At 73.1% G+C, this 12481-nt stretch carries 11 protein-coding genes; 9 read left to right on the top strand and 2 right to left on the bottom strand.

The features are described 5' to 3' along the window. The first annotated feature begins 59 nt into the window (after positions 1–59). Genes OG242_RS15515 through OG242_RS15505 form a run of 3 tightly spaced genes read left to right on the top strand, consistent with a single transcriptional unit; the run spans position 60 to position 2805 of the window. On the top strand, positions 60–818 hold the full coding sequence (locus OG242_RS15515; protein WP_405898727.1) for a DUF5819 family protein: 759 nt from the start codon (positions 60–62) through the stop codon (positions 816–818). Then, positions 815–2065, top strand: coding sequence for an HTTM domain-containing protein (locus OG242_RS15510; protein ID WP_405898726.1), 1251 nt, complete (start codon positions 815–817; stop codon positions 2063–2065). The genes OG242_RS15515 and OG242_RS15510 overlap by 4 nt, the downstream gene beginning before the upstream one ends. Continuing rightward, the gene (locus tag OG242_RS15505) at positions 2062–2805 is read left to right on the top strand and encodes a TrmH family RNA methyltransferase (RefSeq protein ID WP_405898725.1); all 744 of its coding nucleotides are present in this window, start codon (positions 2062–2064) and stop codon (positions 2803–2805) included. The genes OG242_RS15510 and OG242_RS15505 overlap by 4 nt, the downstream gene beginning before the upstream one ends. Positions 2806–2995: 190 nt before the next feature. Here OG242_RS15505 and paaN read toward each other — a convergent pair whose 3' ends face one another. Next, entirely contained in the window at positions 2996–4696 is a 1701-nt protein-coding gene (gene paaN / locus OG242_RS15500; RefSeq protein ID WP_405898724.1) for a phenylacetic acid degradation protein PaaN, read from the bottom strand. Between the two features lie 123 nt (positions 4697–4819). Here paaN and OG242_RS15495 point away from each other — a divergent pair, with 123 nt between their 5' ends. Further along, positions 4820–5422, top strand: a complete 603-nt coding sequence (locus OG242_RS15495) for a TetR/AcrR family transcriptional regulator (protein ID WP_405898723.1) — start codon at positions 4820–4822, stop codon at positions 5420–5422. 24 nt (positions 5423–5446) lie between these two features. Here the strand turns inward: OG242_RS15495 and OG242_RS15490 are convergent, their stop codons facing one another. Further along, positions 5447–5953: an Lrp/AsnC family transcriptional regulator gene (locus tag OG242_RS15490; protein ID WP_405901623.1), complete on the bottom strand. Its 507-nt coding sequence runs from the start codon at positions 5951–5953 to the stop codon at positions 5447–5449. A 216-nt stretch (positions 5954–6169) separates the two neighbouring features. Between OG242_RS15490 and pdhA the strand changes: the two genes are divergently transcribed. The 5 genes from pdhA (at position 6170) to OG242_RS15465 (ending at position 12463) form a co-directional block, all read left to right on the top strand. Continuing rightward, positions 6170–7333, top strand: a complete 1164-nt coding sequence (gene pdhA / locus OG242_RS15485) for a pyruvate dehydrogenase (acetyl-transferring) E1 component subunit alpha (RefSeq protein ID WP_405898722.1) — start codon at positions 6170–6172, stop codon at positions 7331–7333. Beyond that, on the top strand, positions 7330–8361 hold the full coding sequence (locus OG242_RS15480; protein WP_405898721.1) for an alpha-ketoacid dehydrogenase subunit beta: 1032 nt from the start codon (positions 7330–7332) through the stop codon (positions 8359–8361). The genes pdhA and OG242_RS15480 overlap by 4 nt, the downstream gene beginning before the upstream one ends. Continuing rightward, a complete protein-coding gene (locus OG242_RS15475) occupies positions 8361–9692 on the top strand; it encodes a dihydrolipoamide acetyltransferase family protein (protein WP_405898720.1) in 1332 nt (443 codons plus the stop codon). Before OG242_RS15480 ends, OG242_RS15475 begins: the two co-directional genes overlap by 1 nt. A 96-nt stretch (positions 9693–9788) precedes the next feature. Further along, complete coding sequence (locus OG242_RS15470; protein WP_405898719.1) at positions 9789–10634, top strand: DUF6457 domain-containing protein; 846 nt, start codon at positions 9789–9791, stop codon at positions 10632–10634. Beyond that, positions 10631–12463 carry a molybdopterin-binding protein gene (locus tag OG242_RS15465; RefSeq protein ID WP_405898718.1) on the top strand — a complete coding sequence of 611 codons (1833 nt, stop codon included), beginning with the start codon at positions 10631–10633 and terminating at the stop codon, positions 12461–12463. Before OG242_RS15470 ends, OG242_RS15465 begins: the two co-directional genes overlap by 4 nt. Positions 12464–12481 lie beyond the last annotated feature (18 nt).

Below are 12481 nucleotides of genomic sequence, written 5' to 3'. Positions count from 1 at the left end.
GTGTGTCCGGGGCCCGTAGGGTGTCAACCCTGTGGATAACTGACGCGAGCGGGGCGGGGATGGATTCGGACGACGACAGGGGCGCCGGAGCCGGGTGCGGACCCGCTCCCGCCGCCGAGGCCCGAGAGGATGCGCCCACCCCCCACGAGGCGTCTCCGCCGGTCGGCGGGATGGCCGGACTCTCGCTTCCGTACCAGCTCATTGCCGCTGTGGCGCTCGCGGCCTTCGGTGTACTGGCCTGTACGCAGGTGGCCATGGTCTTTCTGCATGTCGCGCCTTCCAACACGCTGACCAAGCAGCACGGCGCGGCCGTCGACGAATGGGTCTACCCCGAGTTCGAACAGAACTGGAAGCTCTTCGCGCCCAATCCGCTCCAGCAGAACGTCGCCGTGCAGGTGCGCACCGAAGTGGCCGGCCCCGACGGTCCTCACACCATGCCCTGGCGGGACCTCTCCGCCGAGGACGGCCGGGCCATACGCGGCAATCTGCTGCCGTCCCACGTCCAGCAGAACGAACTCCGCCGGGCCTGGGACTTCTACGTCGGATCGCACGACGACAAGAACCGGGCCAACGGCCTGCGCGGCACGCTTTCGGAGAAGTACGTGCGCCGCCTGGTGATGCTGCGCCTCGGCGCCTCCCATGACGGCCAGACCGTCCTCAGAATCCAGGTCAGGTCCGAGGTGCGGGCCGTCGCGGCGCCCGAGTGGAGCGACGAGAAGATCAGCACCAGCCCGTCCTACCGGGTCCTGCCCTGGTGGAAGATCACCGCGGACGACCTGCCCGAGGACGCCGCCGGTTCCGAGGAGGCCGGACAGTGAGCATGCCCCGCCCGGACCGCGGGCTCGCCCGTGGCATCCAGCGCGCCACCGCCTCGGCCCTGGGGCCGTACCAGAGCGCCGTCATCCGGATCGGCTTCTCCGCCACCTTCCTGCTGTTCCTGCTCCGCGAGCTGCCCCACCGGCACGAGATGTACGGTCCCGACGCGCCCTGGCGCTGGGACCTGGCGCAGCAGCTGATATCCGGAAACCAGGCCTTCACGGTCCTCATGTGGTCGGACAGTGCGTTCTGGTTCGAGATCGTCTATGCGCTGGCGCTGATCTCGTCCCTCCTGCTGATGCTCGGCTGGCACACCCGCGCCGTCTCCGTCCTCTTCATGGCCGGAGTGCTCTCGCTGCAGAACCGCAGCATTTTTATAGGCGACGGTGGTGACAACGTCATCCACCTGATGGCCGTCTACCTGGTGCTGACGCGCTGCGGGCAGGTCTGGTCGCTGGACGCCCGGCGGGCGCGGCGCCGCGAGGCCGCGGTGGGGGACGGCGGGGAGGCCGTGGGGCGGCGGGTGCCCGGGGAAGCGGGCGGGATCGTGCTGTGGGTGGTCCTCGGGGCCGTTCTCGTCGGTGCCACGGTGGCGGGCGGCCTGGGCGGAACGGTATGGCTGCGGCTCCTCCTGTGGGCCCTCTGGTCCGGCCAGGGCGTTTGGTGGGCCGTGAACCGGTACGCGCCGCGCAGCGAGCTCCGTACCCTCCTCGACGTCATCGCCAACCTCGCCCACAACGCGACCCTCGTCGTGATCATGGCGGAGGTCTGCCTGATCTACGCGACGGCCGGCTGGTACAAGATCCAGGGCTCGCGCTGGCAGGACGGCACCGCGCTGTACTACCCGCTCAAGCTCGAGTACTTCACCCCGTGGCCCGCCCTGTCGGACCTCCTCGCCTCCAGCGGCGTCATGGTCATGGTGCTCTCGTACGCCACGGTCATCGTGCAGGTGGCCTTCCCCTTCACCCTCTTCAACCGGCGCGTCAAGAACTTCCTGCTCGCCGCGATGATCTGCGAGCACGCGGGGATCGCGCTGCTGCTGGGGCTGCCGTTCTTCTCGATGGCCATGATCGCCGCGGATGCCGTCTTCCTGCCGACCGTCTTCCTGGTCTGGCTGGGCGGCCGGGCGAGCCTGGGGCGGCAGCGGCTGTTCCGGCGGCGCGGCCGGGTGCCGGCGCCACGCGCCGCCGCCGACGGCGTGGAGGCGGCGGAGCCGGGCGACGCCGGGGCACCTACCCTCGTCGGGTGAGCAGTGAGACCGGCAGCACCGGTACCAGCAGGAGCGGGGGGCCTCTCGGTGAGCCCCTCGGTGAGCCCCTCGGTGAGCCCCTCGGCGGGCAGCCCGTCGGCGACGAGCCCGCGCAGTACGACGAGGGGTTCGGGACGCAGGTCGGGGTCGGGCCGCATCCACTGCCCTGGCCCGAGGACGAGCGCTACGACCCCGAGCTGCTGGCCGGCGGCGACCGGCGCAACGTGGGTGACCAGTACCGCTACTGGACCCGCGAGGCGATCGTCGCCGACCTCGACTCGCGGCGCCACGACTTCCACGTCGCCGTGGAGAACTGGGGCCACGACTTCAACATCGGGTCCGTCGTGCGGACCGCGAACGCCTTCCTGGCCAAGGAGGTGCACATCGTCGGGCGGCGGCGCTGGAACCGGCGCGGGGCGATGGTCACCGACCGCTACCAGCATGTCCGGCACCACCCCGACACCGATAGCCTGACCGCCTGGGCGGCGGCCGAGGACCTGCCGATCATCGGGATCGACAACCTGCCCGGAGCGGTGCCGCTGGAGCGGACGGAGCTGCCTCGGCGGTGTGTGCTGCTGTTCGGGCAGGAGGGGCCGGGGCTGACGGAGGAGGCGCGGCGGCGTTCGGCGATGGTGTGTTCGATTGCGCAGTTCGGGTCTACGCGGTCGATCAACGCGGGGGCGGCGGCGGCGATCGCTATGCACGCGTGGGTTTCGCGGTATGCGGTGATTTCTGGGTGAGGTGGGGGTGGGTGCGGGTGGGTGCGGGTGGGGCGGTGCGCCTGCGGCGGGCCTTGTCCCCTACCCGCCCCTTCCCGTAACCGGGGGCTCCGCCCCCGGACCCCCGGTCCTCAAACGCCGGACGGGCTGGGTTGTCCTCAAGCGCCGGACCGGCTGGGGACGGCTCCGGCCCCCGAGCGGCGGGCTGGTTTTACTTCTGGCGGCGGACCTCGATTGTGCGGAAGCGGTTCGAGACGAAGGCGCCGTCGCAGAGGGCGGCGTTGGCTGCGGGGTTGCCGCCCGAGCCGTGGTAGTCGGAGAACGCTGCCGTCTGGTTGACGTAGACGCCGCCGGTGAGGTTCAGGGAGAGCTGGGCGGACTCGTCGAAGCAGACGTCCTCGATCGCTCGCTCCACCTCCGGGGACGTGGTGTACGCGCCGACCGTCATGGCGCCCTTCTCGCGGATCGTACGGCGCAGCAGCTGCAGGGCGTCCGACGTCGAGTCGACCGCGACCGCGAAGGAGACGGGGCCGAAGCACTCCGAGAGGTAGGGGGGCTCGTCCTGCGTCTTGGCGGCGTCGAGCTTCACGATCACGGGGGTGCGGACGACGGCGTCCGGGAAGTCGGGGTTGGCGACCTCGCGTGAGGGCAGGGCCACGTCGCCCAGCTGGGACGCCGCCTCCAGGCGGGCCTTCACGGCCGGGTTGACCAGGGCGCCGAGCAGGCCGTTGGCGCGGGCGTCGTCGCCGAGGAGGCCGGTGACCGCGGCGGCGATGTCGCCCACCACGTCGTCGTACGTCTTGTCGCCGGCGTCCGTGGTGATGCCGGCCCGGGGGATGAGCACGTTCTGCGGGGTGGTGCACATCTGGCCGCTGTACAGGGAGAACGAGAACGCCAGGTTGGCGAGCATGCCGCGGTAGTCGTCCGTGGAGTCCACGACGACGGTGTTGACGCCGGCCTTCTCCGTGTAGACCTGGGCCTGGCGGGCGTTGGCCTCCAGCCAGTCCCCGAACTCCGTGGAGCCCGTGTAGTCGATGATCTTGATCTCGGGGCGGACCGCCAGGGCCTTGGCGATGCCCTCGCCCGGGCGCTCGGCGGCCAGGGCGACGAGGTTGGGGTCGAAGCCGGCCTCGGCCAGCGCCTCGCGCGCCAGCTGGACCGTGAGGGCGAGCGGGAGCACCGCGCGGGGGTGGGGTTTGACGAGGACCGGGTTGCCCGTGGCGAGGGACGCGAAGAGGCCCGGGTAGCCGTTCCACGTGGGGAAGGTGTTGCAGCCGATGAGCAGCGAGATCCCGCGCCCCGCCGGGGTGAACGTCTTGTGCAGCGCGAGCGGATCGCGCTTGCCCTGCGGCTTGGACCAGTCGGCGGCCCGGGGCGCGCGGAGCTGCTCCTCGTACGCGTAGGCGACGGCCTCCAGACCGCGGTCCTGCGCGTGCGGGCCGCCGGCCTGGAACGCCATCATGAAGGCCTGGCCGCTGGTGTGCATCACGGCGTGGGCGAACTCATGGGTGCGGGCGCTGATCCGCGCCAGGATCTCCAGACAGACCAGGGCCCTGGTCTCGGCGCCCGCGTCCCGCCAGGCGGGCATTCCCGCGCGCATCGCCGGGAGCAGCACGTCCAGGTCCGCGTGCGGGTACTCGACGGCGAGCTCGGGGCCGTACGGGGAGACCTCCCCGCCCGTCCAGCCGTCGGTGCCCGGCTGGCCGAGGTCGAGGCGGGTGTGCAGCACGGCGTCGAAGGCGGCCTTGCCCTCGGCGGCCCCGAGGCTCCCGGGAGCGCCGCCCTCCCCGTACGCCTTCGGGTGCTCGGGGTGCGGGGACCAGTAGTCCCGCGTGCGGATCGCTTCGAGGGCCCGGTCCAGCGTGGGGCGGTGCCTCTCGGACAGCAGGTGCGGGGAGAGCTCGGCGGCCATGGCGGACCAACTCCTCATCGAGCTGGGCAGGGACGGGCGGACAGAGTTAGAGTAACCGAACGATCGGTCGGGACAAGGGGGCCCACGAAACCTGTGGACAACTCGTAGGGGAGGATCGCGGACATGACCACGGCCAAGCGGGACACGTACACACCGGAGACACTGCTGACCGTCGCCGTCCGTGTCTTCAACGAGCGCGGCTACGACGGCACGTCCATGGAGCATCTGTCGAAGGCGGCCGGCATCTCCAAGTCGTCCATCTACCACCACGTCGCGGGCAAGGAAGAGCTGCTGCGGCGTGCGGTCAGCCGGGCCCTCGACGGGCTGTTCGAGATCCTCGACGAGCCGGGGTCGATGCGGGGCCGCGCGGTCGAGCGGGTCGAGTACGTCACGCGCCGGACCGTCGAGATGCTGATAGCCGAACTGCCCTACGTCACCCTGCTGCTGCGGGTGCGGGGCAACACGAAGACCGAGCGCTGGGCCCTGGAGCGGCGCCGCGAGTTCGACCAGCGGGTCGCCGAACTGCTCAAGGCGGCCGTCGCGGACGGGGACCTCCGCTCCGACGTGGACATACGGCTCGCGACCCGGCTGCTGTTCGGGATGGTCAACTCCCTGGTGGAGTGGTACCGGCCGCTGCCCGACGGAGGTGCGGAGGGCGAGAAACTCGCCGACACCGTGGTGCAGCTGGCCTTCGACGGCATGAAGTCCGGTTCTGCGGGCCGGTGACCGGCGCTTGCGTTCCGCGTGCGCTCAGGTGAGTTCCGTGGGGCGCTCAGGGCCGGGCGCCAGATCCGTTTCCTCGAACACCAGCAGCGTGCGGGTGGACAGCACCTCCGGGATGGCCTGAATCCGGGTCAGCACCAGCTCGCGCAGCGTCCGGTTGTCCGGTGTGTGCACCAGGAGCAGCACATCGAAGTCGCCGCTGACCAGGGCGATGTGCGTCGCTCCCGGCAGAGCCTGGAGCTGTTCGCGGACGGTTCGCCAGGAATTCTGGACGATCTTCAGCGTGATGTACGCGGAAGCGCCCTCCCCCGCCCGCTCGTGGTTCACACGCGCGCTGAAGCCCCGGATCACGCCGTCTTCGACGAGCCGGTTGATCCGGGCGTAGGCGTTGGCGCGGGAGACGTGGACGCGGTCGGCCACCGACCGTATCGAGGCGCGGCCGTCCGACTGGAGCAGTCGCAGGATGGCGCGGTCGATCGAATCCAGCGGGCGCGCCGGAGGAACCCGGCCCGGCTCCCCGGCTCCGTCGGCCATTTGTTCAGCTGCCATCTTCCCGCGCCTCCCCGTCCTGGACGACCTGTTCCCATCCCAGGCTGTGGAGAACCGTTTGTCCACAGGCTGGCGGTGCCTGTAGCCAAAATGCGCTCGCGACCGAACAATCGGTAGGTGAGGCACGCCACACCTGTGCCCCACGCTGTTCTCGATATATCACCATATGTCGACACTCCTCGATGCTCGGAGGTGCCTGTCATGACGGTCCAAGAGCTGCCCGGTGCGGCCGCCTACCGGCCCACGCCGCCCCCGGCCTGGAAGCCGCTCACCGATCCCGCGCCGCTGCTCCCGGACCCCGAGCCCTACCGGGTGCTCGGTACGGATGCCGTGGCCGACGTGGACCCCGAGCTGCTGCTGCGGCTCCACGCCGAGCTGGTGCGCGGGCGCCGGTACAACGCCCAGGCGACGGCCCTGACCAAGCAGGGCAGGCTGGCGGTCTATCCGTCGAGCACGGGCCAGGAGGCGTGCGAGATCGCGGCCGCCCTGGTCCTGGAGGAGCGGGACTGGCTCTTCCCCAGCTACCGCGACACGCTCGCGGCCGTGGCGCGGGGCCTGGACCCGGTCGAGGCGCTGACGCTGCTGCGAGGCGACCGGCACACCGGTTACGACCCGCGGGCGCACCGCATCGCCCCACTCTGCACCCCGCTCGCCACCCAGTTGCCGCACGCGGTGGGGCTCGCCCACGCGGCCCGGCTCAAGGGTGACGACGTGGTCGCGCTGGCCATGGTGGGCGACGGCGGCACCAGTGAGGGCGATTTCCATGAGGCGCTGAACTTCGCGGCCGTGTGGCGGGCCCCGGTGGTCTTCCTCGTACAGAACAACGGCTTCGCCATCTCCGTGCCCCTGGCCAAGCAGACGGCGGCGCCGTCCCTGGCGCACAAGGCGGTGGGGTACGGCATGCCGGGCCGGCTGGTCGACGGCAACGACGCGGCGGCGGTGCACCAGGTGCTCTCCGAGGCGGTCGAGCGGGCCAGGAGCGGCGGCGGTCCGACGCTCGTCGAGGCCGTCACGTACCGGATGGACGCCCATACCAACGCCGACGACGCGACCCGTTACCGCGGCGACAGCGAGGTCGAGGCGTGGCGCGACCACGACCCGGTCCAGCTCATGGAGCGCGAGCTGACCGCGCGCGGGCTGCTCGACGACGAAGGCGTGGAGGCGGCGCGGGCGGCAGCCGAGCGGATGGCGGCTGCGCTGCGCGAGCGGATGAACGCGGACCCGGTGCTCGAGCCGATGGACCTCTTCACCCATGTGTACGCGGAGCAGACGGCGCAGTTGCGGGAGCAGGCGGCCCGGCTGCGCGAGGAACTGGCCGCGGAGAACGACCAGCACGGCACGCACGACGGGGGAGCAGCGCGATGACCACGGCAGCGGCGACGGCCGGGGAGCGGACGGCGAAGGCCAAGCCCGCCACCATGGCACAGGCACTGGGGCGCGCCCTGCGCGACTCGATGGCCGACGACCCCACGGTTCACGTCCTCGGTGAGGACGTCGGGACGCTCGGCGGGGTCTTCCGGATCACCGACGGCCTGGCGAAGGAGTTCGGCGACGAGCGCTGCACGGACACTCCGCTGGCCGAGGCGGGCATCCTCGGGGCGGCGGTCGGCATGGCGATGTACGGGCTGCGGCCCGTCGTCGAGATGCAGTTCGACGCCTTCGCCTATCCGGCGTTCGAGCAGCTCATCAGCCATGTCGCCAAGATGCGGAACCGGACCGGGGGCGCGATGCCGCTGCCGATCACCGTGCGGGTGCCGTACGGCGGCGGCATCGGGGGCGTCGAGCACCACAGCGACTCCTCGGAGGCGTACTACATGGCGACCCCGGGTCTCCATGTCGTCACGCCGGCCACGGTCGAGGACGCGTACGGGCTGCTGCGGGCCTCGATCGCCTCGGACGATCCGGTGGTCTTCCTGGAGCCCAAGCGGCTGTACTGGTCGAAGGCGGACTGGTCGCCGGAGCACCCCACCGCCGTGGAGCCCATCGGCCGGGCGGTCGTACGCCGTCCCGGCCGCAGCGCCACCCTGATCACGTACGGGCCGTCCCTGCCCGTCTGTATGGAGGCCGCGCAGGCCGCGGTCGAGGAGGGCTGGGACCTCGAAGTCGTCGATCTGCGCTCGCTGGTGCCGTTCGACGACGAGACCGTCGCCGCCTCGGTCCGCCGCACCGGGCGCGCGGTCGTCGTCCACGAGTCCACCGGCTTCGGCGGGCCCGGCGGCGAGATCGCGGCCCGGATCAGCGAGCGGTGCTTCCACTACCTGGAGGCGCCGGTGCTGCGGGTCGCCGGGTTCGACATCCCCTACCCGCCGCCGATGCAGGAGCGTCACCACCTTCCCGGTGTGGACCGGGTGCTCGACGCCGTCGCGAGGCTCCAGTGGGAGGCGGACAACTGATGGCTCAGGTTCTTGAGTTCAAGCTGCCGGACCTCGGCGAGGGCCTGACCGAGGCCGAAATCGTGCGCTGGCTGGTGGAGGTCGGGGACGTCGTCGCCATCGACCAGCCGGTCGTCGAGGTCGAGACGGCCAAGGCGATGGTGGAGGTGCCCTGCCCGTACGGGGGTGTGGTCACCGCCCGCTTCGGCGACGAGGGCACGGAGCTCCCGGTCGGGGCGCCGCTGCTGACCGTGGCCGTCGGATCGCCCGTGGAAGCTTCCGGGGACGTCCCGGTCGCGGATTCCGGTACGGAGGATTCCGGGTCGGGGAACGTGCTGGTGGGGTACGGGACCGGGGCACCGCCCGTGCGGCGCCGGCGGGTACGGCCTCAGGGGCTGAAGGCGGCGGTCGCGGTGCCGGCGGTTCCCGAGGGCTCGGCCCCCGCGCCCGTCGCAGGGCCGGTCGCTGTCGTGTCCCCGCTCGTACGCAGGCTGGCGCGGCAGCACGATCTGGACCTGCGCCGGCTCGCCGGGTCGGGTCCGGACGGGCTGATCCTGCGGGCCGACGTCGAGTCGGCGATCCGGTCGGCGGCCGAGGCGCCCGCGCCTGAGGCCGTGGCGGAGCCCGCCGTGTCCTCCGCGTTCTCCGCTTCCGCCGGCGAGCGGGTCGCGCTGCGCGGCGTCCGGGGCGCGGTCGCCGACAAGCTGTCCCGCAGCCGGCGCGAGATTCCCGACGCCACCTGCTGGGTCGACGCCGACGCGACGGAGCTGATGGCCGCGCGGGCCTCGATGAACAGCGTCGCCGGTCCCGGGACGCCGAAGGTCTCCGTCCTCGCGCTCCTCGCCCGTATCTGCACGGCGGCCCTGGCCCGCTACCCCGAGCTCAACTCGACGGTGGACCAGGAGGCGCGCGAGATCGTACGGCTGCCGCAGGTCCACCTCGGGTTCGCGGCCCAGACCGACCGGGGCCTGGTCGTCCCGGTCGTCCGCGACGCCCACGCGGGCACCACGGAGTCGATCGGCGCGGAGATCGCCCGGCTGACCGAGGCGGCCAGAACGGGGACGCTGACGCCGGCGCAGCTGACCGGCGGCACGTTCACGCTCAACAACTACGGGGTGTTCGGGGTCGACGGGTCGACGCCGATCATCAACCACCCCGAGGCCGCGATGATGGGCGTCGGCCGCATCGTCCCCAAGCCGTGGGTGTACGAAGGGCAGCTCGCCGTCCGTCAGGTCGTCCAGCTCTCCCTGACCTTCGACCACCGCGTCTGCGACGGCGGGACCGCCGGGGGCTTCCTGCGGTACGTGGCGGACTGCGTGGAGCGGCCGGCGTTGCTGCTGCGGAGTCTGTAGGGGGCGGGGCCGGTCGGCGCGGGTGGCCGGGTGCCCCCGGTGGTCCGGCGGGAGCCTGCCCGGACCACCGTCCGGCGGGGCCCGCATACTCGGGACATGACCGCCTACGACGCCATCGTTCTCGCCGGAGGGGCCGCCAAGCGGCTCGGCGGTGCCGACAAGCCCGGGTTGCGGGTGGGCGGCCGGGCGTTGCTCGACCGGGTGCTCGCCGCCTGCGCCGGCGCCGGGGCCACCGTGGTGGTGGGGGACCGGCGGCCCACCGTGCGCGCGGTGACCTGGGCGCGCGAAGTTCCCCGGGGCGGCGGGCCGTTGGCGGCGCTCGACGCGGGGGTGCGGCACACCTCCGCGGAGCGCTTGCTCGTGCTCTCCGCCGATCTGCCGTTCCTCGGCGCCGACACGGTCCGGGCGCTGCTGGCGGCCGCGGTTCGGGGCGAGGGCGTCGACGGCGCCCTGTGTTCCGACGAGGACGGGCGCGACCAGCCGCTGGTCGCCGCCTACCGGGCCGAGCCGCTCCGTCGCGAACTCGCGCTTCTCGCCGCGGAACACGGCGGTCTGGCCGGGCTGCCGCTGCGACTGCTCACGGAGGAGCTGACGCTGCGCCGGGTGCCGGCCGGTCCGCTCGCCTCGTTCGACTGCGACACCTGGGAGGACATCGCTTCGGCCCGGGCCCGGATCAGGGACCATGGGACGGTGCTGGACGAATGGATCACCGCAGTCAAGGAAGAACTCGGCATCGAACTCGACGTCGACACCGGCCTCCTGCTCGACCTCGCCCGTGACGCCGCTCACGGCGTCGCCCGGCCCGCCGCGCCCCTGACGACCTTCCTGGTCGGGTACGCGGCGGGGAAGGCGAGCGGCGACGGGCCCGAGGCGGTGGCCGAGGCCACCCGCAAGGCGGTGGCGCTCGCGCTTCGCTGGGCGGACGAGAACGAGACGCCGTGACGGGGCCCGGGGGCCCCGAAAACCTCGGGCGCCCCGCCTCCACCGGAGACCCCGCCTCCCCCGAAAGCCCCGCCACCACGGGCGGGCGGCCCACTGCCGCCGACGGACGTCCCGCCGAGGGCGAGCACCGCGTAGCCGCGCCGACGGGTGCCGCGGCGCTGGACCGGGCGGATGGGGAGCGGGCGGATGAGGACCGAGCCGATGAGGAGCGGGCCGTCGCCCAGGCCCTGGCCCTGGTGAGCGCGCAGGCGTCCCGGAACGCGGAGGGCGCGCCCACGGGCGGGCCGTCCGGCCGGTCCGCCGCGTCGTCGGCGGGTCCGGCCTCCCCTGTGCCGAACGACTGGCTCACCGGCTTGCAGAACGACTGGCCGGATGCCCCGTCCGCCGGCGAACCGTCCCGCCGCCCTGCCGACGAGCCGCACGCCCAGCACCCCGCTCTGCCGGGCGGCACCCCGGCCACCGGCGGCCCCGCCCCCCGCCCCGCCGGCGACCCGCCCCGCCCTGCCGCCGAGGGCACCCCGGCCACCGGCGGCCCCGCCCCCCGCCCCGCCGCCGCGCCGGGCGCCCCCGCCCGCACCCCCCGCCACGCCGCCCTCCCCTGGCGGGCCGCCCGGCGTATCGCCGAGCGGGCCGGGGAGACCGGGTCCGTGCGGGTCGAGCGGGTGGGGCTCGGGGGTGCGGTCGGGCGGGTGCTCGGGGAACCGCTGGCCGCGCTCACCGACTTGCCGTCCTTCGATACCTCGGCCATGGACGGGTGGGCCGTCGCCGGGCCCGGGCCCTGGCGCATCCGGGGCGACGGCGGCATCCTCGCCGGCCACGGCGCCCCCGCCGCGCTGTCCGACGGAGAGGCCGTCCGAATCGCCACGGGCGCCCGTATCCCCGCCGAGGTCACCGCCGTCATCCGCAGCGAACACGCGCACGCCGACGAGGCCAAGGGGCTGCTGTACGCGCAGCGGTCCGTGAGCCAAGGGCAGGACATCCGGCCGCGCGGCCAGGAATGCCGGTCCGGGGAGCACCTGCTCCCCGCCGGAGCGGTCGTCACCCCCGCCGTGCTCGGCCTGGCCGCGGCCGCCGGGTACGACGAGCTCCCCGTACGCGCCCGGCCGCGCGTCGACGTCCTCGTGCTGGGCGATGAACTGCTGACCGCCGGGCTGCCGCACGACGGGCTGATCCGTGACGCGCTGGGGCCCATGATCGGTCCCTGGGTGCACGCGCTGGGCGCCGAGGTCTCTCCGCCGCGCCGCATCGGCGACGACGCGGAGGCGCTGTGGAAGGCGCTCACCGGCTCCGGCGCCGACCTGATCATCACGACCGGGGGCACCGCGGCCGGGCCCGTCGACCATGTCCACCGCGTCCTCGCCCGGATCGGGGCCGAGCTGCTGGTCGACGGTGTCGCCGTGCGCCCCGGCCATCCGATGCTGCTGGCCCGGCTCGACTCCGCCGGGCCCTATCTCGTAGGGCTGCCCGGCAACCCCCTGGCCGCCGTCTCCGGACTGCTCACGCTGGCCGGGCCGCTCCTGGGCGGACTGGCCGGCCGCACCCCCGCCGACCCCTACCGGGCGGCCGTGCGCGACGATGTGCACGGGCATCCGCACGACACCCGGCTGGTGCCCGTGGTCCATCGGGCGGCCGGAGAACCCGGAACCGCAGGCGGGGCGGAGCACGTCGTACCACTGCATTACAACGGTCCCGCCATGCTGCGCGGGATCGCCGCCGCGGACGGGTTGGCCGTCGTGGAGCCGGGCGGGGTACGGTCCGGCACCGAGGTGGAGATCCTCGATCTACCGTGGGCCTCGGCGACGCCGTGGACTGAAGGGTGTTTCACGTGAAACTTCCCGGCCATGACG

The organism is Streptomyces sp. NBC_00727 (assembly GCF_045161745.1).
Classification (GTDB): domain Bacteria; phylum Actinomycetota; class Actinomycetes; order Streptomycetales; family Streptomycetaceae; genus Streptomyces.
Note: the sequence above shows the minus strand (reverse complement) of the source record. Positions and strands in the feature narration are given on the sequence as shown.

Bases quoted from the DNA above. Each gene is read 5' to 3' on its own strand.
- OG242_RS15515 (WP_405898727.1), top strand. From the start codon at position 60: ATGGATTCGGACGACGACAGGGGCGCCGGAGCCGGGTGCGGACCCGCT.
- paaN (WP_405898724.1), bottom strand. From the start codon at position 4,696: ATGGCCGCCGAGCTCTCCCCGCACCTGCTGTCCGAGAGGCACCGCCCC.
- OG242_RS15495 (WP_405898723.1), top strand. From the start codon at position 4,820: ATGACCACGGCCAAGCGGGACACGTACACACCGGAGACACTGCTGACC.
- OG242_RS15490 (WP_405901623.1), bottom strand. From the start codon at position 5,953: ATGGCCGACGGAGCCGGGGAGCCGGGCCGGGTTCCTCCGGCGCGCCCG.
- pdhA (WP_405898722.1), top strand. From the start codon at position 6,170: ATGACGGTCCAAGAGCTGCCCGGTGCGGCCGCCTACCGGCCCACGCCG.
- OG242_RS15480 (WP_405898721.1), top strand. From the start codon at position 7,330: ATGACCACGGCAGCGGCGACGGCCGGGGAGCGGACGGCGAAGGCCAAG.
- OG242_RS15475 (WP_405898720.1), top strand. From the start codon at position 8,361: ATGGCTCAGGTTCTTGAGTTCAAGCTGCCGGACCTCGGCGAGGGCCTG.
- OG242_RS15470 (WP_405898719.1), top strand. From the start codon at position 9,789: ATGACCGCCTACGACGCCATCGTTCTCGCCGGAGGGGCCGCCAAGCGG.